Below are 23,566 nucleotides of genomic sequence, written 5' to 3'. Positions count from 1 at the left end.
CGCGTACCGATCACCGCGGCCACTCGGCACCCCACCGCCGGCGTTGATCAGCCACGGGACCAGCGCCGGCGGTGGTTCGTCTGGGACGGCGGGGAGGGCGCCTCGCCCGGTTGCCGCCGTTCGCGTACCGCATCCCACACCGCGACCCCGGCCAGGACGGCGGTCGCGGCAGCGGCGGCGAGCATCGGCGTGCGGTGCAGCAGTGCCGGCGTCAGCGTGGCGAGCGCGAGCAGTCCGATCACGCGGGACGGGGAGAGCCGGGCGAACACCTCGTACTCCAGGCGGGACCGCCCGGCGAGGAACAGCGCGGGCCCGCCGAGGATGACCGCGAGCCAGAGCGGATCCTGGTGTCCGCCGGGCTCCCGGATGACGAGCGCGTAGCCGACGCCCGCGGCGAGAATGCCCGTCACGATGGCCAGCTGGGTGTAGTAGCCGGACTTGCCGAGCCGCTCCGGACGGGGGGCGGCCGCGACGGCGGCCGAGAACACCGCCCCCGCCCGGTGGAAGTAGATCCGCCACATCAGCACCGCGGTGGCGAAGGACAGCATGCTCGGCACCACCCGGTCGGGGGTGAACTTGTCGGCGAACGTCGCTCCCGTGAGCAGGATCGTCTCGCCGATCGTGATGACGATGAGCTGCTGGAAGCGCTCGGCCAGGTGCTCGCCCGCGAGCCGCCAGTCCTCCGGTCCGGTCCGGCCCAGCCCGGGCACCGGCCAACCGAACACGAGTCCCGCGTAGTCCAGGGCGATCGCCAGGGCCCAGAGCGCCCCGCGCGCGGGACTTTGCGGGAACAGCGCCGCTCCCGCGATCCACGGCACGGCGGACACCGGGGCCCAGCAGAGGTGCCGGGTGGGGCTGCGCCGCTCACGGCCCCTGCGCGCGAGCAGCAGGATGATCGGCTTGCCGGCCTGGATGGCGACGTACGTGACCGCGAAGAGCAGACCTCGCGCCCCGAACGCGTGCGGCAACGTGACCGCGATGATCATGCTGCCCAACATGGTCCAGACGATCAACAGCTGGGTCACCGGTTGCCGGGGGTCGGCCCTGCTGGTCACCCATGCCGCGTGGACCCAGATCATCCACACCGCCAGCAGCAACAGCACCGTTTGACCGACTTCTGGCAGGACCACCCTACGGTCCGTGGTGAAATCCTCGATCAGGCGCTGGGAGAACCGGGTCAGCACGAAGACGTAGACCAGATCGAGGAGAAGTTCCCCCTCCCGTCCCTGCACCAGTCCGCGCCAACCGCCGATCGTCATCCACTGCCCGTTTCCACTTCACCGGCCCGGCCATGCGGGATCGGCGAGAGCGCGTCCGCCGAGGCCGTGCGCCCCCGACGACGACCGGCGCGTCGACAGGGTTTCCAGTGCGCGTCGAGCGGCGGTCACGTGGGAGGTGCTGCTCCGGTCTGCTCGCTGACCATGTATTCCGCGTACCAGTCGGGCCAGTTCGGGTCCGTCCCGCCGATGCGCTTCTCGTGCTCGCCGTGGGCGGCCGCCGCACGCCGCATCGCGTTAGCCAGGTCGTCCGCGGAGCCGAACGACGTCTCGGCAGCCTCGACCCGCCCCGGAAGCCGCGCCGTTATCTCCTGCAGCAGCCACCTGTTGCCGTCCGGATCGCGGAACGAGGCGCGCGAGACGTAGCTGCGGCGCTCGGGATCCACACCGCTCACCGGGCCGTCCGGGCCGACGTGGCAGGGGTCGCTCACCTCGACGCCGGCGGCGACCAGCGCGTGCCGGGCCGCCTCGAGGTCGGACACGACCAGGTACACCTGGGCCGATCCGGGCGCAGCCGACGTCAGGTTCGGGCCGAACTGGACCGAGCACCCGGAGCCGTGCGGCGTGAACTGGACGATGCCGGGCGGCGTCCGGTCGAGGCGCCATCCGAGGCGCCCGTAGAACTCCTTCGCCCGGTCGACGTCCGAAACCGGAATGACGACCACCTCGACCTTGACGTCGATGTTCTCGATCGCGGTTGTCCCGCTCTGACTGCGGACCGTCGTGCTCATCGTGGCCTCCCTGGGCTGAACCACGCCGCGATGCGCCTCATCGCCGGCGCCGTTCGTGCGCGACCGCTTCGTCGACCTGCTACGCGCCCTCGGCTGGACCGCCGGTGAGGCCGAGCCCCGGTTGCCACCGTAGTACCTCCGCACCGTCGGTGGCGCCGCTACCGGAACAGTCCCCGCACGTGACGAGCCGTGCGCGGGCTGCCGAGCGGCCGGGCGGCCGCCCGGGCCGCACGGCGGGCATGGTCGCGGGCGGAACGGGAAGGCCAGGGGCCGCCAGCAGGACCGCCAGAGGAGGCCGCGCCGTGACGGACACATCGCGCACCGGGTCGAACAGTGCCCAGACGCCGGCCGGTGGCGGATTCGCCGTCGTGGAGATGTTCACCTCGCAGGGCTGCAACAGCTGTCCTCCAGCCGAGGAGGTGCTGTCGGAACTCGATCGGGACGCCCGGGAGCGGGGGCAGCCCGTCTACGCCCTCGGTTTCCACGTCGACTACTGGGACCACCTTGGCTGGGCCGACCCGTTCGGCAACGAGGCGCACACCCTCCGGCAGGAGGCGTACGCCCGCGCCTTCGGCTCCGCCGGGCTGTACACGCCGCAGATGGTCGTCAACGGCACGGTCGAGTTCGTCGGCTCCGACCGGCGGCAGGCGTCATCGGCGATCAGGTCCGCCCTGGCGGCGGCGGCCACGACACCGCTCACGCTGTCGGTCGAGGACGGGGGCGGCGGCCGCCGCGTGGTCGTGGGCTACCAGGCGGAGCAGCCGCCGGAGCGGGCGGTGCTGAACGTGGCGGTCGTCGAACGCGGCCTGGAGAACGACGTTCCCCGGGGCGAGAACGCCGGGCAGAGGCTGCGTCAGGACAACGTGGTGCGCGCCTTCACGTCGGCGGAACTGAACCTGACCCAGGGGCGCGTGGAACTCGGGGTGCCGGAAGATCTGGATCCGCGACACGCCTCGGTGGTCGGCTACGTCCAGAACGACGACGACAAGTCCATCGTCGGTGCCGCGGCCGCCGGCATGCCGGTGGGACGCCGGACATGATCGCGCAGCTTCCTCCCGTGACGGTCGAGCGGTGGGTGAACTCTCCGCCGCTGACGCCCGACGATCTGCACGGCCGGGTGGTGCTGATCGACATCTGGGAGTACACCTGCATCAACTGGATCCGCACCGCGCCCTACGTCAAGGCATGGCACCGCGACTACGCCGACCTGGGCCTGACCGTCATCGGGGTGCACGCGCCGGAGTTCCGGTTCGGCCGGCACGCCGAAAACATCGAGCGGGCGATCCGCGACCACGGCCTCACCCATCCCGTCGCGCTCGACAACGACTTCACCTTCTGGCGGGCCCTCGGCAACGACGCCTGGCCGGCCAAGTACGTCTTCGACGCGGCCGGACGGTTCGTCGAGCGGTGGATCGGGGAGGGCGACTACGACCGGGTGGAGTCGGAGATCCGTCGGCTCCTCGAGATCAGGGCGCCCCGCACCAAGCTCCCGCCGGTGAGCCCGGAGGTGACGGCGTTCACCACCGCCGGGGAGCCCTCCTACCTCGGCATCACGCCGGAGACGTACCTCGGCGCCGAGCGGGCGGAGCTGGGAACGTTCACCCTGACCGGCGACTGGCGCAGCAACGGCGAGTATGTCGAAGTCGCCGACGGCAGCGGCGAACTCACCCTGCCGTTCAACGCCGGCGAGGTGAACCTCGTCGTCGACCCGGGACCGGCCGGCCAGGCCGCGATCCGGGTGCTGCTCGACGGGAATCCGATCGACGGTGAGCGCGGTGCCGACGTCGGCCCGGACGCGGTGTCGCGGATCGACAACGCACGCATGATCCGGCTCGTCGCCGGTGCGTCCCGCGCCGACCATGAGCTGACCCTCGTCGCCGACCGGGCCGGCTTCCGGGCCCACGTCTTCACCTTCGGCCCATAGCGCGTGTCCTGATGAACGGGAAAGGGGAGCGATGACGACGGAGAAGGCGATCCTCGCTGGCGGCTGCTTCTGGGGAATGCAGGATCTCATCCGGAAACGCCCGGGCGTGATCAGCACCAGGGTCGGTTACACCGGCGGGGACGTGCCGAACGCGACGTACCGCCACCACGGCTCGCACGCCGAGGCGGTCGAGATCGTCTTCGACACCGATCAACTGTCCTACCGGGACCTGCTCGAGTTCTTCTTCCAGGCACACGACCCGACGACGAAGAACCGGCAGGGCAACGACGTGGGAGCCAGCTACCGGTCCGCCATCTTCTACTGCGACGACCGGCAGCGGGAGATCGCCGACGACACCATCGCCGACGTCGACGCCTCCGGCCTCTGGCCGGGCAAGGTGGTCACCGAGGTCACACCCGCCGGCCCCTTCTGGGAGGCGGAGCCGGAACACCAGGACTACCTGGAGCGGAATCCCGGCGGTTACACCTGCCACTTCGTCCGCCCCGACTGGAAGCTCCCCCGCCGAGGGGAAAAGGCCGCCTAGCTTCCAGCCCGGCCCCGCCGAACCGACTCGAATGAAAGGGGAGCCCACGTGGCCGTCAGAACCGAGACGATGACCCGCCCGACCGCGGACATCCGCCCGTTCACGATCGAAATTCCCGATGCGGAGCTCGAAGCGCTGCGCAAGCGCATCGCGGCCACCCGATGGCCCGAGAAGGAGACCGTCGGCGACCAGTCGCAGGGCGTGCCGCTCGCGACGAGCCAGGCGCTGGCACGCTACTGGGCGAAGGAGCACGACTGGCGCCAGGTCGAGGCACGACTGAACAGCCTGCCGAACTTCATCACCGAGATCGACGGGCTCGACATCCACTTCATCCACGTCCGCTCGAAACACGACGACGCGTTGCCGCTCATCGTCACGCACGGGTGGCCCGGATCGGTGATCGAGCAACTGAAGATCATCGGTCCACTCACCGATCCCACGGCCCACGGCGGCGCCGCGTCGGACGCCTTCCATCTGGTGATCCCGTCGATGCCCGGTTACGGGTTCTCGGGCAAGCCGAGCACGAGCGACTGGGGGCCCGAGCACGTCGCCCGCGCCTGGACGGAGCTGATGAAGCGCCTCGGTTACGACCGGTTCGTGGCGCAGGGCGGCGACTGGGGCGCGCTCATCACCGACATGATGGGTGTGCAGGCACCGCCGGAGTTGATCGGCATCCACAGCAACATGCCCTGCGTGGTCCCGCCCGACATCGACGCGCTCCTGCAGACCGGCGCCACCGGGCTGAACAACCCGCTCGACAAGCTGCCGGCCAACCTTTCGGCGGAGGAGAAGCGCACCTGCGAGCAGGTGGACTTCTTCTGGAAACACTCCGCGTACGCCCTCATCATGAACACTCGCCCGGAGACGCTGACCGCGCTCGCGGACTCGCCCGTCGGCCTGGCCAGCTTCATGATCGACCACGACGCGGCCAGCCTGAAGCTGATCTCCGAGGCCTTCGCCGGGCAGCCCCGAGGCCTGACTCCGCAGGACGTCGTGGACAACGTCACGCTCTACTGGCTGACGAACACCGGGGTCTCCTCGGCGCGTCTCTACGCGGTGAACAAGCTGTCCTTCTTCGCCGCCAAGGGGGTCCGGATCCCGGCCGCCGTGAGCGTCTTCCCCGATGAGCTCTTCGAGGCACCGAAGAGCTGGGCGGAGCAGGCATATCCCAATCTCATCCACTACAACCGGCTCGACCGGGGCGGGCACTTCGCGGCGTGGGAACAGCCGCAGCTCTTTTCCGAGGAGATGCGGGCGGCCTTCCGGTCGCTGCGTTAGCTCAGCCCGGCGTCGTATCGCGGTGCGGGTCGGTCCCAGGTCCGGCCCGCCCCCGGTGCATCGGTCCGCCGACAACCCGGTCCGCCTCCGGGCCGTCAGGCCGCCTGAGCCAGCGCGGACCGGGTAGACGGCCCCATCCCGGCGACCGGCCACCGTGCCGGCCGCCGCTCGGAGCTCACCCGAGGAGCGCGTTGATGGCCAGCGTCGGACAGCGGTTGACGGCACCGCACGCCGCCCTGTTGCCGCTCGCCTCGGTTCCCGTGTCCGCAGGGCGGGCGGACCGATGAGGACTCGGCCCGACGACCTGCTGCGCAGACCCGACGAGGCACAGCAGGCGACGTTCCTGGAACTGTTCTTCGACCTGGTGTTCGTCCTGTCGCTCACCCAGCTCTCCCGAACGCTGACCCAACACCTCACGTGGAGCGGCGCCGCTCAGGCGCTGTTGCTGCTGCTCGCCATCTGGTGGATCTGGACCAACATGGCATGGACCACCGACTTGTACGACCCGGAGCAACCGGCCATCCAGCTGCTGGTCATCGCCACCATGCTGGGAACCTTCCTGATAGCGGCCGCGCTGCCCGACGCGTTCGGCACCCGGGGTCTGGTCTTTGCGGGGCTGTACGTCGCCATCAACGTCGGCCGCCACCTCTTCTTCCTGGTCGCCCTGCGGGGCCACCCGTTGCGACGCAGAACCGTGCGGCTCCTGTTCTGGTTCGGCCTGTCCGCCGTGCCGTGGATGGCGGGTGGGTTCGCAACCGGGACGGCGCGAGCGGCGCTGTGGACGGTGGCCGTGGGCATCGACTACCTCGCCGGCGCGGTTCGCTACCCCACGCCCGGGTTGGGCCGTGCACCCGCGCGAGAGTGGCCGATCGTCGCCGCGCACCTGGCCGAGCGGTACCGGCAGATGTTCATCATCGCGCTCGGTGAGCTGGTCCTCGTCGCTGGTCTGACGCTCGACAGCAGTGGCTTCACGCGCGCCCCGACCGCAGCGGCCACGGTGTTCTTCGCCACCACCGCGCTGCTCTGGCGGATCTACATCTACCGTGCGGGGGAGTTGCTGCCCGCCGTCATCGCCATGGCATCCGACCCGGACCGCCTCGCCCGCTGGGCGCTGTTCGCTCACCTGCCCATGGTGGCCGGTGTCGTCGTGACCGCTGTCGGCGTCGAGTCCGTCATCGCCCATCCCCTCGGGCACACCGAACCGACCTGGATCACCGTCATCTACGGCGGTCCGTTCCTGTTTCTGGCGGGGCTGGCCTTCTTCGGGCACCAGGTCTTCGGGCGCATCCCCCGGGATCGACTGATCGGGCTGCTCGTCCTGGCGGCTATGGCACCGGTCGCGGTCCTGCTGTCACCGCTGCTGGCGGTCCTCGCCGCGACCGCGGTCCTGGCTGGCATAGCCGTCGTCGATGCCCGCCCGAGAGGCCGGTCGGCCTGAACGGGTCATGGCGGCCACAACCGCCGCGCGGGGTGGCCAACCGGCGGTGCCCGTGCCGCCGGTCGGCCACCCCGCGCGGGGCCTGCTCAGGTCATCTCGGGACGGGTCACCGCAGCCCGGACTCGACTGCCTCGATGATGCGCGGCCGGAGTTCGGCGGCGCGGATGACCGCGTCCACCGAGCCGACCTCGACCGCCCGCTGGATGCTGTGCACCCGGTCGAACTCGGTGGCCACCTCGCCGAGCTTCTCCGCGCGGACCGACGAGCGGAGCTCGTCGAGTTCCGCCGTCAGCGCGGCCCGGTCGGCGCCGGCGGCGGCCGCCACGTGGGCCTCCAGGTCCCGCACGCGCGGGTCGGCCGCGGTACGGGCGGCGACCTCGCCGGCGAACACCACCGCGGCGGCGGGCGCGCCGCCGAGCACGGAGGCGAACGAGCCCTCCAGCGCCAGTACGGTCATGTTCGGGTTCAACGCCTTGGAGAACACCACGAACGCGCCGCCGTGGTACCGCGAGATCACGCAGAACACGATGGGCCCGCGGAAGTTCACGATCGCCCGGCCGATCTCGGCGCCGTACTCCAGTTGCAGCTTGCGCATCGACTCGGGCGAGCCGTCGAAGCCCGACAGGTTCGCCAGCACCACCAGCGGCCGGTTGCCGCTGGCCGCGTTGATCGCCCGCGCGGCCTTCTTCGACGACCGCGGGAACAGCGTGCCCGCGGTGTAGGTGTCCGGACCGTCGGTGGGCGGGAAGCCCCGCCGCGGCACCGACCGCGACTCGATGCCGAGCAGGCACACCGGCCGGCCACCGAGGTGTACGTCCTGCACCACCGCGGTCTCCGCGTCGGCCATCCCCGCCCAGCGTTCCAGCACCGCGTGGTCCTGGTCGGCGAGCGCCCGCATCACGGTCCGGATGTCGAACGGCTTCTTGCGGTCCGGGTTGGCCGTGGCCGAGAAGATCTCGCCCACGGTGGTGAAGTCGCTGCCGGCCACCGCGTGCGGGAAGTCGGAGATGTCGCGGTCGACCGGGTCGGTGGTGGTCGTTCGCCGGGGCGCGTCCTCGCCGGGCGCGACGTACGTGTGGTCGTAGTGGGACATCAGCACGTCCCGCGCGGCGGGCAGGTCCGGCGCCCAGTACTGCGCCTGCCCGTTGGGGCCCATCACCCGGTCGTAGCCGCCGATGCCGAAGTTGTCCTCGGCGGACACGCCGCCGGAGAAGTCGAGCGACTGCTTGCCGGTGAGCACCATCGCCGAGTCCGGCGTCATCACCAGGATGCCCTTGGTGTGCATGAGCATCGTCGCCTCGGCGTTCCAGTACGGCTGCGCGCCGACGTTGATGCCCGCGACCACAATGTTGATCTCACCGCCGGCCTGGGTGAACTCGACGATCCGCTTGAGCGCCGCGGCCACCCAGTCCATGTTCTCCGTGCCGGAGGTCATGGAGATCCGGGCGCCGGCGGACAGCGCGTACCACTCCAGCGGCACCTGCATCCGCTCGGCGAGGTCCAGGGCGGCGATCACCCGGCGACACTCCGGCTCGGACAGGGCGCCCAGCGACTTCGTCGGGTCGCCGAGCAGCACCACCCGGGTGACGCCCTGCGGGTGCCGCGCGGTCGGCGTGGTGACCACGCCGGCGACGATCGCGGCGCTGTTGCGCCCCTTCGGCCGGTCGACCGGCACGAGCGCGTGGGCGTCGTCCAGGTCGTGCTCGACGAACTCGCCGAGCAGGCCGGTCAGCTCGTACGGGTACACGGTGTTACGGCTGCTGGCGCGCAGCACCTTGAGCCGGTAGTCGTCGAGCGGCTCGACCGGCTCGACCGGCGGCTGGCCGATGGTCAGCTTCGCCACGCCGGTGGCGTCGAAGGTGATCCGTACGCCGATCTTGGTCAGCTCGCCGGTCTCGCGGTCGCGCTGCCGGGCGATGAAGAGAATCTCCTCCAGGCCGGCGCCGCCGGTCGTCGGGCGCACCCGCCCGGCGATCATCTCCATCTCCTCCCGGGTGAGCTCGCTGGGCGGCCAGACGTAGATCACGATCCGGTTGGTGTTGAAGCGGGTCTTCGACGGCCGGCGCGACTGCGCGCGGCGGATCGAGTCGAGGCAGGCGGCGACGGTGTCCTCGGTGGTCGGCAGCGCGACCAGCCGGCCGTCGTGCTCGCGCAGCTCGGTCAGGTCGCGTACCTGCGCGAACGCGACGAGGCGCTGGTCGGACGGGTTGTCCCGCGCCACGCACTGGAAGAGGTAGACCTCCTCGTCCGCCGACGGCAGCCGGGTCAGGTCGAACTTGTGCAGTCGCTCCAGTTGCATCCGCTCCGCGATGTACGGGTGCAGGCCGCGGATCAGCCGCTCCTCGACCATCCCGCTGCCCGACGGGCGGAACGTGAAGTGGTGGTGCATCACGGCGCCACCGCGTCCCGCGACGGTGGTGGTGACCCGGCGGACCTGCTCCGGTAGCGGGTGCGCGGCGATGATCTCCAGCAGCGCCGCCGCCATCGCGTCGAAGTCCTCCGGCTGGTTCTCCCAGGCGAGGTAGATGTCGGCGTCGATGGCGTCCTCGCCACCCGCCAGCTCCGCGAGCCCGCGCAGCGCGGCGCCGAGCGCGTCGAAGCTCACCGCGGCGGAGACCACGCACGAGCCCGCGCGCTCGGCGACCACGAAGGTGCAGCCCGCGACCTCGCGGGTGCGGACGCTGGTGAGCGCCTTGTTGCCGTAGTACCGCCGGGTCAGCACCTCCAACATGACCGCGTTGTCGAGGTGGTCGCGGACGAGCCGCTGGCCGAGCAGCCGCACCAACGGTTCGGTGCTGCGCACCATCTCCGCGATGCGCTCGGCGCGGTCCGGCGCGTCCGGCTGCGCGTCCAGGTGGCGCAGGTGCTTGCGGACCTCGGCGTAGACGCGGGCCCGGTTGCGGCGCAGCAGCGGCTGGGCGAACCAGGCGAACACCACGCCGCGGGCGAGGTCGGCGACCACGGGGAAGCGGACCTGCGTGGCGGCCACCAGCCGCTCCAGCGCGAGACCGGCCGGCTCGCGCAGCGTCTCGTCCGGCGGCGACTCCCGCAGCCACGCGCGCAGCAGCGTCGCGACGACCGTGGCGTCGGCGGACGCGCGTTGCTGGGCGAGGAAGATCCGGAACACGGCGGCTTCCAGCTCGGGGGAGCGCTCCAGGTCGGTGATCCCGAAGTGCCCGAGCGCCTTGGCGAGCTTCGCCTGGAACGCGGCCGGCAGTCCGGCCCGTTCGACGTCGAGGCTCTGCAGGTAGGTGTGGAAGTACTCGCGGGCGCTGTGCACGTGGCTGCCGCCGCCGTCCTCACCCGTCGGCCGGTTGCGGCTCAGCTCGGTGAGGTCGGCGAACACGTTGAGCAGGTCGAGCTCCTCGGCCAGCGGCCGGTGGCCCTCCTCGACGGCGGCCCGGCGTGCGGCGAGGTAGCCGTCGAGCACCCGATGGTCGTCGTGCGGGTCGACGTCGAAGCCGAGCAGCAGGCCGCGCAGGTCCTCCTGGCCGCGCCGGGCGCGCGTGTGCGCCGGCAGCCCCTCGGCCGCGGTGGGCAGGTCCACCTCGACGGACCCGGCGGTCGGACCGGCCGCGGCCTCGTCGGCCTCGTCGGCGATCGGCTCGAGCCGCAGCAGCGGTGCGCCGGCCTCCACCTGGCTGCCCACCGAGACGCTGCATTCCTTCAGCCGCGCCTTGAACGGCGCCCGCAGCACCGTCTCCATCTTCATGGCTTCCAGCACCAGCACCGGCGCGCCCGCCTCGACCTCGGCGCCGACCTCCAGCGGCGTGGCGACGACCAGGGCGGGCATCGGGGAGCGGAGGACGCCGCCCTCGTCGCGGCTGATCCGGTGCGTCACGCCGTCCACCTCGACCAGGTGGATCGGTCCGTGCGTCCCGGTGAGCAGGCGGTGCCGGGCGCCGTTGACGACGATCTGCCCGGTGTGCGGGTCGAAGCGGTCCAGCTCGACGTCGGCGGTGCGGACGTCGCCGCCCGCTTCGATGCCGACGCGGAACCGGTGCGCGCCGACCCGTGCCACGCGCATGCGGTAGCCGACGCCCCGCAGCTTGAGGTCCAGCGGTCGGCCGCTCTTGTGCTGCACCTGCGGGCGCCCGCCGGCCGCCGTCGACAGCAGTCGCTGCCGCTCGACGCGTTCCTCCTCCTCGTACGCCTCGATGGCGGCGGCCGCGAGCGCCACGCCGGAGTGCCGGTGCGCGACGAGCCGGCCCTCTCCGCGGACGCGGTCGATCCAGCCGGTGTCGGCGCTGGCGTCGATCACCTCGGGCTGGTCGAGCAGGTCGAGCACGAAGCTCTTGTTCGTCGCGCCGCCCTCGATGATCACCGTGGTGTTCGCCATCGCCCGGCGCAGCCGCCCGAGCGCCTCGTCGCGGTCGGCGCCGTAGGCGATGATCTTCGCGATCATCGAGTCGAAGTCGGCGGGGATGGTGTCACCCTCGCTGACGCCGGTGTCCACCCGGATGCCCGGCCCGGCGGGCAGGTCCAGCCGCGCGATCCGGCCCGGCGAGGGCGCGAAGTCGCGGTCCGGGTCCTCGGCGTTCAGCCGGGCCTCGATGGCGTGCCCGCGCTCCACCGGCGGCCGACCGTCGAGCCGGCCCCCGGAGGCGACGTGCAGCTGCGCCTTGACCAGGTCGAACCCGGTGGTGGACTCGGTGATCGGGTGCTCGACCTGCAGGCGGGTGTTGACCTCGAGGAACGCGAACAGCCGGTCGCCCGGGTGGTAGAGGAACTCGACGGTCGCCGCGCCCCGGTAACCGACCGCGACGGCGAGCCGCTCGGCCGAGGCCTTGAGCTCGGCGGCCTGCTCCGGGCTGAGCACCGGCGAGGCCGACTCCTCGATGACCTTCTGGTTGCGCCGCTGCACCGAACAGTCGCGGACACCGAGCGCCCACGCGGTGCCCTGGCCGTCGGCGATCACCTGGACCTCGACGTGCCGAGCGCCGGTGACCAGGCGCTCCAGGAACACGACGCCGCTGCCGAACGCCCGCGCCGCCTCCTGGCTGGTGCGCTCGTACGCGTCCGCGAGCTCCACCTCGCTCGTGATCACGCGGATGCCGCGCCCGCCGCCACCGGCGGTCGCCTTGAGCATCAGCGGGTAGCCGATCTCGGCCGCCGCGGCCAGGGCGGCGTCGAGGGTCTCGACCGCGCCCCGGCTCCACGGCGCGACCGGCACGCCGACCTCCTCGGCGATCAGCTTCGCACCGATCTTGTCGCCGAGCTTGCGCATGGCCTCCGCGCCCGGCCCGACGAAGGTGACGCCGACCTTCTCGCACAACTCCGCGAACGCCGGGTCCTCGGCCACGAAGCCCCAGCCGACCCACGCGGCGTCCGCCCCGGTCTCCACCAGCGCGCGCTCCAGCACCTTCAGATCGAGGTACGGGCGCGCGGAGGCGGGACCGAGGTCGTACGCGATGTCCGCCTCACGCACGAACGTGGCCGTGCGGTCGACGTCGGTGTACAGGGCGACGGTCTCGATCCGCGCCCCGGTCTCCGCGGCCAGCTCCCGGATGGCGTGGATGAGCCGCATCGCGGCCTCCCCACGGTTGACGATGGCGACACGGCTGAACACCCGACCGACCCCTCCGGTAGACACGTGATGTACGCGCCGCGAGTCCGCGACCCCCGGCAGTGATCACCTTTCCGCGTGCCGGCGGGCAGCGCCATGTCGTAACCACCGAACCGGAGAGGGCACCAGTTGTAGGAACCCCACAAAACTTTTTGGCCGCCCCCGCCGCTGCTCGAGGCGGATGCACGGCCCCGGGGCACGGGTCGCCGCGCCGGGCCGGCGACCTGGCCGCTTGCCGGGGGCGAGTGACCTGCGGCCTAATGTCGGCATGCGGGCAGGCGACGACGCGACGATGACGATCGGTGAGATCGCCGGCAGGTTCGGGCTGGCCACCCACGTGTTGCGGCACTGGGAGTCGGTCGGGCTGCTGGCTCCGGCCCGGGTCGTCGCCGGGCGCCGCCGCTACCGCGCCGCGGACGTGTACCGGGTCGCGACGATCCTACGCGCGAAGGAGGCCGGACTCTCCCTGGAGCAGATCCGGGAGTTGCTGACCGCCGCCGGGTCGGCGCGGCGGCGGGAGATCCTGGTACGCCACCGCGACGACCTCGTCGCGCGCATCGACGCGTTGCGCGACTCCCTGCGGTTCATCGAGGGTGGCCTGGAGTGCGAGCACGAGGACTTCACCGCGTGCCCGCACTACCAGGCGATGGTGGAGGCGCGAATCGGTCGAGGGCCCGTACCCCACGTATCCGCATGACGGCCGGCGGGTGGTGCTGGCGCCGCCGCGGCGCGGACGGCCCGTCCGCCGGTCACGGTCGTCGGGCCGAGGCGAGGAAGATCGGGAACGCCAGGAAAAGCCGCCCCTCGCCCGCCCGTTCGCGCTGGTCCCGCAGCCATCCGGTGCCCTGCTCCCGCGTGACGCTCCCGGCGGCGACCGCCCGTTCGGCGAACCCTTCGACGAGGGGCAGGAATCCGGACTCGGTGAAGATCCCGAGGTGCCCCTCGACGGTGACGTCCCGGAAGCCGGCGTCGAGAAGCAGACCTCGACCGGCCCGCGCCGCCCGCGGGCTCGGGCAGGCGTCGGCCTGGCTGCGCAGCATCGTTCGGGTGACGTCGGGGTACGACGAGTCGATGATCAGGGCGTCCCAGTCCTGCCCGACCAGCACGATCCGACCGCCCGGGGACAGCACCCGGTACGCCTCCACCAGCGCCGAGCCGGGGTTTGGCAGCGCGTGCAGGACCTTGTCCGCCCGGTAGCCCGACAGCGCCCGGTCGGGAAACGGCAGGGCCTGCGCGGTGCCGATCCGGAAGTCGGCCCCGGGCCAGCGGTCGCGTGCCGTGGCGATCATCACCTGGTCCGGGTCGATGCCGACCGTGCGGACGCCGCGTCGGTCGAGTTCGGCCACGGCACGTCCGGCGCCGCAGCCCACGTCGACCACGCGGGCGCCGGGGGAGAGGTCCAGCAGGTCGTAACTGCGGTGCCGTAGCCGCACCGCGGCGGGCTCGGTCTCGGCGGTGTCGAGTCGGGTGATCAGTTGGGCGGTGGCTCCGGTCGGCCTCGGGTTGGCGGTCATGGCGCCAGGCTCCGACTTCAGGTCGACCTGAAGTCAAGGGTCGTTCCATCGCCGGCACCGTGTGCTGGCCGGCGTCGGGGACGGGCTCGCCGTGGCGCGTCAACCAGCGAGGTCGCCGGCCGTGCGGCCGTGGCGGTCCAGGCGTGCCCGGAGCTGGTCGTCGGTGGGCTCGACGAGGAAGCTCCCGTCGGGCCACAGCAGGGTCGGGACGCGCCGTTGTCCCTGTTGCAACCCGCGTACGAGGTCGGTCGCGGCCGGGTCCGCTTCGACGTCGACGTAGTCGTACGCGATGCCGGCGGCGTCGAGCAGGGCCCGGCTGCGCCGGACGTCGGGACACCAGCCGGTGCCGTACATCACCAGTTCGGCCTGGGGCAGGTCGCCGTGCGGACGGTCGTCGCCGGTCATGTCGATCTCCTGAAGTCGCTCGGACGGAACGGGTGCCGCGTGTCCGGCGCCGCCTCGGGCTCGCCGGCGTCGTGCCTGCCGGCCCGCCGAAGATACCCCTTCCCCGTATCCGGCTCAAGTCCGCAGCATGTCCCCGGTCGCGGCCGACCCGCGTGGGCCGGGTCACTTGACAGCCGATACCGGCGGGGGGTACACCTTTGCCACTACCCATACCCCCCAGGGGTAAACCAAGGAGTGATCACGATGTCATCCGGTTCCAAGCGCTGGTGGGCTCTCGGACTCATCGCCCTCGCCCAGTTCATGGTCATCATGGACACCTCGATCATCGGCGTCGCGTTACCACGCATCCAGGCGGACCTCGGCTTCTCACCCGAGAACCTGTCCTGGGTCTTCAACGCCTACGTCGTCGCGTTCGGCGGCCTGCTGCTGCTCGGCGGCCGGCTGTCCGACCTGCTCGGCGCCCGGCGGATGTTCGCCGCCGGCTGGCTCGTCCTGCTCGTCGGCTCCGCCGTCGCCGGCCTGGCCGACAGCGTCACGGTCGAACTGGCCGCCCGCGCCGTACAGGGCGCCGGCGCGGCGCTGATCGCACCGTCGGCGCTCACCCTGCTGATGATGCTCTTCGGCGCCGAGCCCCGGGAGCTCACCCGGGCGCTCGCCCTGTACGGCGCGGCGGCACCCGCCGGCGGCACCGCCGGCGTCTTCCTCGGTGGCGTCATCACCGAATACCTGAGCTGGCCCTGGGTCTTCTACGTCAACATCCCCATCGCCGCGCTCGCGCTGCTGGCCACCCCGGCGCTGATGCCCGCCGGCGGCACCCGTCGCGGCTCGCTCGACGTCCTCGGCGCCCTGACGGTGACCGTCGGTCTCGGCGCCGCCGTGTACGGCATCGTCCGCGCCCCCGAGGTCGGCTGGGCCGCCGGGCAGACCTGGTTGGTCCTCGCCGGAGCCGTCGTCGCGCTGGCCGCGTTCGTCGCGATCCAGGCGGCCCGCCGCGAGCCGCTGATCCGGCTGTCGATCTTCCGTGCCCCGAACCTCGCCGCCGCCAACGTCGCCCAACTGCTCCTCGGGGCGGCGTGGATCCCGATGTGGTTCTTCCTCAACCTCTACCTGCAGCAGGTTCTCGGCTTCAGCGCCTTCCCCAGCGGCGCCGCGCTGCTGCCGATGACGATCCTCATCATGATCGGCATGATCGCGCTCGCCCCGCGGGCGATCGCCCGGTTCGGCCCGAAGCCCATGGTGGTCACCGGCCTCGCGGTCCTCGCCGTCGGACTCGGCTGGCTCGCCCTGGTCCGCCCCGACGGCAGCTTCGCCGTCGACGTCCTGCCCGCCTCGCTGGTCGCGGCGCTGGGCATGTCCCTGGCGTTCATCCCCTCACTCGGCACGGCGATCTCCAGCGCCCGGCCGGAGGAGGGGGGCCTCGCCTCCGGCATCGTCAACACCAGCTACCAGGTCGGCTCGGCGCTCGGCCTGGCCGCGATGACCGCCGTCGCCTCCGCCGCCGGCGCCGACCAGCTCGGCGACCTGCCCGCCCTGACCGACGGCTACTCCGCAGCCTTCCTCGGCGCCGGGATCATCGCCGTGGTCGGCGCCGTCACCGCGGGGCTCACCCTGCGCACGGCGCGGCGGCAGCCGGCCGCCGACGCCGCGCCGGTGAAGGTCGGCTGATCCGTCCGACGAGGAGCGGCGACCGGTCACCGGAGGGCGGTGACTCGACGGCCGCGCCTCGTCCGCCGGCGGGGCGGTCGGTCTCCGGCCGCCCCGCCGGCGTCGGCGTGTGACTCGGTGGGCGTCTCCTGCGGCGAGACGACCACCGAGGCGCACCTGGCGGTCGGCGCGGGCGCCACCCGGCCGGCGACCCACACCGATCAGCGGGTGGGACCGGTGGCCGGGCGGGCGGCGGTCAGGGGGTGGTGGGTGGGGCGGCCCGCTCCCCGGCGGGTTGGAACAGCTCGATCAGGTTGCCGGCGGGATCGGTGAGCAGGATCTGGCGCCCACCGGGCCCGGAGATCGGATCACCGCGGAAGGCCAGGCCCGCGCCCCGCAGCCGGTCGATCTCGGCGTCCAGGTCGTCGACGATCAGGTGGATGCGGTTGCGGCCAGGGGTGACGAAGTCCTCGGGGGTGGCGCGGGCACCGGAGCTGGCGGGCCCGGACAGCAGCAGCCGGAGGTGGCCACGGGCCACGTCGGCGAAGGCGCCCCCGGCGCTGTGGTTGAGTCGGAAACCCAGGTGGGTGGTGTAGAAGGCGACGGCCGCCGGAACGTCGTCGACGATGTAGCGGACGCTGGCGTACTGGTCGGGTGTGGCCACGACGGAGACCTCCATGAGTCGGCTATTGACGAGTGGCAGCGAGCGCGGGGCGCAGGTGCCGCAGGCGGGTGTCGATGTCGCTGGCGATGCGCGTGAAGGCGGGGTAGGTGTCCTGGTCGGTGCCGCCCGCGGCGGGATCGGGGATGCTCCAGTGCAGCCTGCGGGCGTGGCCGTCGAAGTCGGGACAGACCTCCCGGGCCCTGTCGCACAGGCTGATCACGTAGTCGAACCGGCGGCCGGTGAGCGTGTCCAGGTGCCTGGGGCGCTGAGCGGCGATGTCGATGCCGAAGTTCCGGCGCAGTACCCGCACGGCGTGGGGATGCAGCCGCGGTTTGGGGTGGCTGCCGGCGCTGACCGCCTCCACGTGGCCGGCGGTGTGGTGGCGTAGCAGGGCCTCCGCGATCGGCGAGCGGGCGCTGTTGCCGGTGCACACGAACAGCACCGTGAGGCGGGGCGGCCGTCCGGCCCGGACCGGTGGGGCCGGCGTGCCGGCGGTCAGGCGCAGGGCGGGGTGCAGGGCGGCGCCCGCGCCGGCGAGCTCCCGGGCACAGCGGTCGAGGTCCAGGTGGTAGTAGCTGTCGCGGCCGTCGAAGCTGCTGCGGTTGACGGTGACCAGGCCACCGTCGCGCAGCAGCCGCAGGTGGTAGGAGACCAGGTTCTGCGGTTGGCCGACGAGGGTGACCAGCTCACGAACCCGCAGGTCGCTGTGGGCGAGTTCGGCCAGCAGTTGCCAGCGCAGCGGGTGTCCGGCCAGGCGTACGAACGCCGGGGCGGCGTGACTCGACGAGCCCATGGGTCGAGGTTACATCAAATCTGCTTGATTGATGTGCCCCGGGCGGCAGCGGGGCCGTGGGCCCGGGCGCGGAGGGGCCCCGGTCACCTCCTCGGTGACCGGGGCCCCTCCGGATCAGGCGAGGTCGAACCGGTCCAGATTCATCACCTTGACCCACGCCCGGATGAAGTCGCGAACGAACTTCTCCTGACCGTCGCTCGCCGCGTAGACCTCTGCGATGGCGCGGAGCTGGGAGTTCGCGCCGAAGACGAGGTCGACCGCGGTGGCCGTCCACCTGACCGCGCCGGTGGCGCGATCCCGGCCCTCGTAGACGTCCTCGGCCGAGGCCGACGCCTTCCACTCCGTGCCGATGTCGAGCACGTTGACGAAGAAGTCGTTCGTCAACGCCTCGGGACGGTCGGTGAGGACACCGTGCCGGGTGTGGCCCACGTTGGCGTTCAACGCCCGCATGCCGCCGACGAGGACGGTCATCTCGGGAGCGGTCAGGGTCAGCAGGTTGGCCCGGTCCAGCAGCAGGGTCTCCGGCGACAGCTTCGCGCCGGCGCGCAGGTGGTTGCGGAACCCGTCCGCCTTCGGCTCGAGCACGGCGAACGACTCGACGTCGGTCTGCTCCTGGGACGCGTCCGTACGTCCCGGTGCGAACGGGACGGTGACCTCGTGTCCGGCGTTCCGGGCCGCCTGCTCGACGGCCGCGCACCCACCCAGGACGATCAGGTCCGCGAGCGAGACCCGCTTCCCACCGGACTGCGCGCTGTTGAAGTCCTGCTGGACCCGCTCCAGGGTCCGCAGCACCGTGGCGAGCTCGGCCGGGTCGTTGACCTCCCAGGTCCGCTGCGGTTCGAGACGGATCCGCGCCCCGTTGGCCCCGCCCCGCATGTCGGTGCCGCGGAAGCTCGCCGCCGACGCCCAGGCGGTCAGGGCCAGCTGCGAGACGGACAACCCGGAGGCGAGCAGCGTGGCCTTGAGGGCGGCGACGTCCTTGTCCGCGATCAGCTCGTGATCGACCGCCGGGACCGGGTCCTGCCACAACTGCGGCTCGGGGACCCACGGGCCGAGGTAACGCGAAACAGGCCCCATGTCGCGGTGCAGCAGCTTGTACCAGGCCTTGGCGAACGCCTCCGCGAACTGGTCGGGATTCGCCATGAACCGCCGCGAGATCGGCTCGTACGTCCGGTCGAAGCGCAGCGCGAGGTCCGTGGTGGCCATCATCGGGGCGTACCTGATCGAGGGGTCGTGCGCCCCCGGCACCGCGTCCGTTGCGGCGCCGCCCTTCGGCCGCCACTGCTTCGCGCCGGCGGGGCTCTCGGTGACCTCCCACTCGTAGCCGAACAGGGTCTCGAAGAAGCTGTTGTCCCAGGTGATCGGGGTGGGCGTCCAGGCCCCTTCGAGCCCGCTGGTGATGGTGTCCTGGCTCTTGCCGCTGCCGAAGCTGTTCTTCCAGCCGAGCCCCTGATCCTCGAGCGGGGCGCCCTCGGGCTCGGGGCCGACGTACTCGGCGCCGGCGGCGCCGTGGGTCTTGCCGAACGTGTGACCCCCGGCGATGAGCGCGACCGTCTCCTCGTCGTCCATCGCCATCCGGCGGAAGGTCTCCCGGATGTCCCGGGCGGCGGCCAGCGGGTCCGGTGTGCCGTTCGGCCCCTCCGGATTCACGTAGATCAGGCCCATCTGCACCGCACCGAGCGGACCGAAGAGCTGCCGCTCACCGCTGTAGCGCTCGTCGCCGAGCCAAGTGTCCTCGGGGCCCCAGAAGATCTCCTCGGGCTCCCAGACGTCCTCCCGACCGAAGCCGAAGCCGAACGTCTTAAAGCCCATCGACTCCAGGGCGCAGTTGCCGGCGAAGACCAGCAGGTCGGCCCAGGAGATCTTCCGTCCGTACTTCTGCTTGACCGGCCAGAGCAGCCTGCGTGCCTTGTCGAGGTTCGCGTTGTCCGGCCAGCTGTTGAGCGGGGCGAAGCGTTGCGCGCCGTCGCCACCGCCGCCGCGGCCGTCCTCGATCCGGTAGGTGCCGGCGGAGTGCCAGCTCATCCGGATGAAGAGCGGCCCGTAGTGGCCGTAGTCGGCCGGCCACCAGTCCTGCGACGTCGTCATCACCTCGAAGACGTCCTGCTTCAGCGCGTCGACGTCGAGGGTCTCGAACTCCTCCTTGTAGCTGAAGTCCTCGCCCATCGGGTTGGCTCGGGGGGAGTGCTGGTGCAGAACCTGCAGGTTCAGTTGGTTCGGCCACCAGTCCTGATTGGTCCTCGGTCGACTCGGCGTGGGAGTCGGGGCGGGGATTGCCGGGTTCTCGCTCTCGCTGCCGTGCTCAGGCACGTCGGTCCTTCCTGCTGTCTCGATGTCTCGTTGTGTCAACTGGTCGCCGGTGCGGCGCGACATTCGGGGCAGACGCCCCAGTAGGTGACCTCGGCCTCGTCGATCGAGAAGCCCTGGTTGTCGGACGCGGTCAGGCAGGGGCCCTCGCCGACGGCGCAGTCGACGTCGGCGATGACCCCGCACGACCGGCAGACGACGTGGTGATGGTTGTCCCCGACCCGCGACTCGTAGCGGGCCACCAGGCCGGGCGGCTCGATGCGCCGCACCAGCCCCGCCGCGGTCAGCGCCCGCAGCACGTCGTACACGGCCTGGTGGGAGACCTCGGGCAGCTCCCGCCGCACGGCACCGAAGATCGACACGGTGTCGGCGTGGGGATGCGCGTGGACCGCGGCCAGCACCGCCAGCCGTGGGCGCGTCACGCGGAGCGCGGCCCCGCGCAGCATGCGTTGGAACTCCGGGATCGTGGCCACAATGCGCAGTATGCACCGCTTTCTTCTTGAATGCATCAAGGGTCCGATTGTGTGTTGCGGAGGGCCTGGCTTGTGGAGTGGTGGCCGCCGACGTATGGAATCAGTCGCACAGACGCTTTTCCGATGGAGATTCCGTTGATACGGTCGCGCAATGGCTACGGATATCGAAGGTGGCAAGGTCGATCGTGCCCGCCTCGGCCGGCTGCTGGAGCGGGAACGGGCGGAGTTCGTCGACCGGCACCCCCGGTCCGCCGCCGCGTACGGCCGCGCGGATTCTCTGTTCGGCAAGGTGCCGATGACCTGGATGAACAAGAACGCCGCGAGCTTCCCGGTGTACGTCGACCGGGCCCGCGGGGCCCGGCTCACCGACATCGACGGGATCGAGTACCTCGACTTCTGCCTCGGTGACACCGGGGCGATGGCGGGACACTCCCCGGCCCCGGTCGTCGCCGCGGTCACCCGGCGACTCGGCGATCTCGGTGGCGCGAGCACGATGCTGCCGACCGAGGAGGCGGCGACGGTCGGAGCCGAACTCAGCCGCCGCTTCGGTCTCCCCGCCTGGAGCTTCACGCTCACCGCCACTGACGCCAACCGGTGGGCGATCCGGCTGCTGCGGGCGGTCACCGGCCGTCCGCGCATCCTGGTCAACAGCTACTGCTACCACGGCTCGATGGACGAATCACTGATCGTGGTGGGCCCGGACGGGCGCCCGCGCAGCCGCGAGGGAAACGTCGGCGCGCCCTGCGACGTGACCGCGACCAGTCGGGTCGCCGAGTTCAACGATCTCGACGGCCTGGCCCGGGAACTCGCCCACGGCGACGTCGCCGCGGTGCTGATGGAGCCGGCGCTGACCAACATCGGCATCGTGCTGCCCGAGCCCGGATACCTCGACGGGGTTCGCGCGCTCACCCGACAGCACGGCACCTACCTCGTCAACGACGAGACCCACACGTTCTCCGCCGTGCCGGGCGGCGCGACGGCCGCCTGGGGTCTAACACCGGACGTGGTCACGATCGGCAAGGCCATCGGCGGCGGCGTCCCGGTCGGCGCGTACGGCCTGTCCGCCGAACTCGCCGCCACGTTGGCCGGCCGGGCGGACCTCGACCTGGTCGACATGGGCGGGGTGGGCGGCACGCTCGCCGGCAACCCGGTGTCGATCGCGGCGACCCGGGCCACCCTGCAGGAGGTGCTCACCGACGGCGCGTTCGCGGGCATGATCGACGTGGCGACCGTGTTCGCCGGCGGCATCCGCAAGATCATCGACGGGTACGCGCTGCCCTGGTCGGTGAGCCAGCTCGGCGCGCGAGTGGAGTACCGCTTCGCCGCTCCGGCTCCCCGCACCGGCACCGCGTCAGCCGCCTGCGCCGATCCCGAGCTGGAGGACTACCTGCACGTCTACCTGGTCAACCGGGGCATCCTGATGACCCCGTTCCACAACATGGCGCTGATGTGCCCGCAGACCACCGTCGAGGACGTCGCCCGGCATCACGAGGTCTTCGCCGACGCGCTCGGCGAGCTGCTGGGCTGACCGACGCGCTCGCTCCTGCCGTCATCCCGATGGCGGCAGGGGCACCGCAGCCCGGCCTCGTCGGTCATGATGCACGGCGCGCCGACGCCCGGTACGAGCTCTACGGCAACATCTACCACCAGGGCACCCGTTACGAGGCCACCGCCTACCGCAGCGGCTGCTGATCGACCACCTGCGGCACCATCCCGAGGCCTTCGCCCACCGAACCAGTGGCCCGCAGGGGCTGCTCAGTCGGCATCTGTTGCCGGCCGACCCCACGCAGCTCGCCGAATACGCGGCAGCCGATCAGCGGTGACCGACGGGGCGACGGTTCGCGCCGCCTCGGCCGACTACCATCCCCGGTGATGGCGGAGTTCGTGCACATCACCGGGGCGCGGTCGGCTCGACGGATCGAGCGATCGGGGATCGCCGCGCGCAGCCACGGGCGCGCCGGCGGACGGGGCGTGTACTGCATGCCGATGCTGCCGTCGTTCACCTTGACCTACCAGTGGGTGCGTGAGCTGCGGCGCTGGCACCCGGGCGTGCTGGTGGCGGTGCAGTTGCGGCTGCCCGACGACGAGCCGGTGACTGTCGGGCACTACGGCCGCCCACCGCGCGAGGCCACCGCCGCCCAGGCGGTCGCGGCGGTCCGCGAACTCGACGATCCGCGCGGTTACGAGGTCTTCGTGCCCCGCGCGATCGGTCCCGCCGAGGTACGACGGATCCGTGACGTTCCGCAGGGGATCGGTTGGCGGTACCTGCCGGCAGCCCACTGCCGGCGGCCCTGCCCCTGTCCGTCCTGCCTGCCGCGGGGCGGGTACAAGGTGGCCAGGCTGCGCCGCCGGTTCCCGTACGACGAGCCACCCGGGCCGAAGAGCGAGCTGATGACGCGGCTGCGGACGGCGACCACCGCCGACGAGATCATCGACGTGCTCAGCGAGCTGGGCCGGGGTCGACGGGGCGGTGCCGAGGAGTTGGCCTATCTGGCTGATCATCCCGATCCGCACGTACGCGACACCCTCGAGAGCGTCCTGCGGGTCTACCGCGGCCGCGAGGCGCGGCGGCTACGCGAGCGGCTGCAGCGCAGCGATTCGTCAGCGTCGGATCCGGAGCACTGCTGACCTCTGCCGATGCGGCCCGGCGTACTCGGTCAGCGTGAACCGGCGATGGGCATGGCTGGGATGCACGGTGACGGTGACCGTGCTGTCGTCCTCGAATCGCAGCGTGAAGACCGGATCGAGGTCGCACAGTAGGGCGAACTCCTCGCGATCCGGCTCCTCGTCGCTAATCAGGTGGCCGTGCCCGCTCCAGCCGGCGCCCTCGGCGGAGATCACGACGACCACCTCGGCGCTGCCGAGCAGGGTGGTGCCGTTCGCCCACCAGTCCAGCCAGCAGCGGCCCTCGAAGCGGTCCACGTCGTCATCCTTCCTGGGCGTACCGATGGTGACCGGGCATACGCGGATGGCTGACGACGTGGCGGCATCGGACCGCGAGAGTCGCC

Annotated in this window: 20 protein-coding genes; 10 read left to right on the top strand and 10 right to left on the bottom strand. The window is 71.8% G+C overall.

Annotation, left to right across the window (positions count from 1 at the left end):
* Nucleotides 1–47: 47 nt before the first annotated feature.
* Nucleotides 48–1,259, bottom strand: a complete 1,212-nt coding sequence (locus tag ACZ6S5_RS21185) for a low temperature requirement protein A (RefSeq protein WP_466002896.1) — start codon at nucleotides 1,257–1,259, stop codon at nucleotides 48–50.
* A gap of 125 nt (nucleotides 1,260–1,384) precedes the next feature.
* Nucleotides 1,385–2,008, bottom strand: a complete 624-nt coding sequence (locus ACZ6S5_RS21180; RefSeq protein WP_466002894.1) for a VOC family protein — start codon at nucleotides 2,006–2,008, stop codon at nucleotides 1,385–1,387.
* A 302-nt stretch (nucleotides 2,009–2,310) separates the two neighbouring features.
* Between ACZ6S5_RS21180 and ACZ6S5_RS21175 the strand changes: the two genes are divergently transcribed.
* From ACZ6S5_RS21175 to ACZ6S5_RS21155, 5 genes are all read left to right on the top strand, one after another.
* Nucleotides 2,311–3,048, top strand: a complete 738-nt coding sequence (locus ACZ6S5_RS21175; RefSeq protein WP_466002892.1) for a DUF1223 domain-containing protein — start codon at nucleotides 2,311–2,313, stop codon at nucleotides 3,046–3,048.
* 17 nt (nucleotides 3,049–3,065) lie between these two features.
* On the top strand, nucleotides 3,066–3,932 hold the full coding sequence (locus tag ACZ6S5_RS21170) for a thioredoxin family protein (RefSeq protein WP_466002890.1): 867 nt from the start codon (nucleotides 3,066–3,068) through the stop codon (nucleotides 3,930–3,932).
* 31 nt (nucleotides 3,933–3,963) lie between these two features.
* Nucleotides 3,964–4,476 (top strand): peptide-methionine (S)-S-oxide reductase MsrA, encoded by a 513-nt coding sequence (gene msrA / locus ACZ6S5_RS21165; RefSeq protein WP_466002888.1) that lies wholly within the window; start codon nucleotides 3,964–3,966, stop codon nucleotides 4,474–4,476.
* Between the two features lie 48 nt (nucleotides 4,477–4,524).
* Nucleotides 4,525–5,754, top strand: a complete 1,230-nt coding sequence (locus ACZ6S5_RS21160; protein WP_466002886.1) for an epoxide hydrolase family protein — start codon at nucleotides 4,525–4,527, stop codon at nucleotides 5,752–5,754.
* A 283-nt stretch (nucleotides 5,755–6,037) separates the two neighbouring features.
* The gene (locus ACZ6S5_RS21155; protein ID WP_466002884.1) at nucleotides 6,038–7,192 is read left to right on the top strand and encodes a low temperature requirement protein A; all 1,155 of its coding nucleotides are present in this window, start codon (nucleotides 6,038–6,040) and stop codon (nucleotides 7,190–7,192) included.
* Nucleotides 7,193–7,298: 106 nt separating this feature from the next.
* Here ACZ6S5_RS21155 and ACZ6S5_RS21150 read toward each other — a convergent pair whose 3' ends face one another.
* Complete coding sequence (locus tag ACZ6S5_RS21150; protein WP_466002882.1) at nucleotides 7,299–12,719, bottom strand: ATP-binding protein; 5,421 nt, start codon at nucleotides 12,717–12,719, stop codon at nucleotides 7,299–7,301.
* Nucleotides 12,720–13,026: 307 nt separating this feature from the next.
* Here ACZ6S5_RS21150 and ACZ6S5_RS21145 point away from each other — a divergent pair, with 307 nt between their 5' ends.
* Complete coding sequence (locus tag ACZ6S5_RS21145) at nucleotides 13,027–13,455, top strand: MerR family transcriptional regulator (RefSeq protein WP_466002880.1); 429 nt, start codon at nucleotides 13,027–13,029, stop codon at nucleotides 13,453–13,455.
* A gap of 52 nt (nucleotides 13,456–13,507) precedes the next feature.
* Here ACZ6S5_RS21145 and ACZ6S5_RS21140 read toward each other — a convergent pair whose 3' ends face one another.
* A complete protein-coding gene (locus ACZ6S5_RS21140; protein ID WP_466002878.1) occupies nucleotides 13,508–14,272 on the bottom strand; it encodes a methyltransferase domain-containing protein in 765 nt (254 codons plus the stop codon).
* Nucleotides 14,273–14,371: 99 nt separating this feature from the next.
* Nucleotides 14,372–14,677: a glutaredoxin family protein gene (locus ACZ6S5_RS21135; protein WP_466002876.1), complete on the bottom strand. Its 306-nt coding sequence runs from the start codon at nucleotides 14,675–14,677 to the stop codon at nucleotides 14,372–14,374.
* A 243-nt stretch (nucleotides 14,678–14,920) separates the two neighbouring features.
* On the opposite strand from ACZ6S5_RS21135, the gene ACZ6S5_RS21130 reads away from it, so the two are divergent.
* Nucleotides 14,921–16,342, top strand: coding sequence for a DHA2 family efflux MFS transporter permease subunit (locus tag ACZ6S5_RS21130; RefSeq protein WP_466002874.1), 1,422 nt, complete (start codon nucleotides 14,921–14,923; stop codon nucleotides 16,340–16,342).
* Nucleotides 16,343–16,577: 235 nt separating this feature from the next.
* Here ACZ6S5_RS21130 and ACZ6S5_RS21125 read toward each other — a convergent pair whose 3' ends face one another.
* The 4 genes from ACZ6S5_RS21125 to ACZ6S5_RS21110 form a co-directional block, all read right to left on the bottom strand.
* A complete protein-coding gene (locus ACZ6S5_RS21125) occupies nucleotides 16,578–16,985 on the bottom strand; it encodes a VOC family protein (protein WP_466002872.1) in 408 nt (135 codons plus the stop codon).
* 22 nt (nucleotides 16,986–17,007) lie between these two features.
* The gene (locus tag ACZ6S5_RS21120; protein WP_466002870.1) at nucleotides 17,008–17,778 is read right to left on the bottom strand and encodes an arsenate reductase/protein-tyrosine-phosphatase family protein; all 771 of its coding nucleotides are present in this window, start codon (nucleotides 17,776–17,778) and stop codon (nucleotides 17,008–17,010) included.
* A gap of 114 nt (nucleotides 17,779–17,892) precedes the next feature.
* Nucleotides 17,893–20,127, bottom strand: coding sequence for a catalase/peroxidase HPI (gene katG, locus ACZ6S5_RS21115; RefSeq protein WP_466002868.1), 2,235 nt, complete (start codon nucleotides 20,125–20,127; stop codon nucleotides 17,893–17,895).
* The gene (locus ACZ6S5_RS21110) at nucleotides 20,124–20,531 is read right to left on the bottom strand and encodes a Fur family transcriptional regulator (RefSeq protein ID WP_466002912.1); all 408 of its coding nucleotides are present in this window, start codon (nucleotides 20,529–20,531) and stop codon (nucleotides 20,124–20,126) included. The genes katG and ACZ6S5_RS21110 overlap by 4 nt, the downstream gene beginning before the upstream one ends.
* Nucleotides 20,532–20,709: 178 nt before the next feature.
* Here ACZ6S5_RS21110 and ACZ6S5_RS21105 point away from each other — a divergent pair, with 178 nt between their 5' ends.
* From ACZ6S5_RS21105 to ACZ6S5_RS21095, 3 genes are all read left to right on the top strand, one after another.
* A complete protein-coding gene (locus tag ACZ6S5_RS21105; protein ID WP_466002866.1) occupies nucleotides 20,710–22,086 on the top strand; it encodes a transaminase in 1,377 nt (458 codons plus the stop codon).
* 29 nt (nucleotides 22,087–22,115) lie between these two features.
* Complete coding sequence (locus ACZ6S5_RS21100; RefSeq protein ID WP_466002864.1) at nucleotides 22,116–22,250, top strand: hypothetical protein; 135 nt, start codon at nucleotides 22,116–22,118, stop codon at nucleotides 22,248–22,250.
* 180 nt (nucleotides 22,251–22,430) lie between these two features.
* Entirely contained in the window at nucleotides 22,431–23,186 is a 756-nt protein-coding gene (locus tag ACZ6S5_RS21095; RefSeq protein WP_466002862.1) for a HEAT repeat domain-containing protein, read from the top strand.
* On the opposite strand, the gene ACZ6S5_RS21090 is transcribed toward ACZ6S5_RS21095, so the two are convergent.
* Nucleotides 23,160–23,480, bottom strand: a complete 321-nt coding sequence (locus ACZ6S5_RS21090) for a hypothetical protein (protein WP_466002860.1) — start codon at nucleotides 23,478–23,480, stop codon at nucleotides 23,160–23,162. The two genes, ACZ6S5_RS21095 and ACZ6S5_RS21090, sit on opposite strands and share 27 nt — an antisense overlap.
* Nucleotides 23,481–23,566 lie beyond the last annotated feature (86 nt).

It is taken from the genome of Micromonospora sp. NPDC051924 (assembly GCF_055586005.1).
The sequence above is the reverse complement of the archived record's forward strand: the minus strand, read 5'-3'. Positions and strand labels throughout refer to the sequence as shown.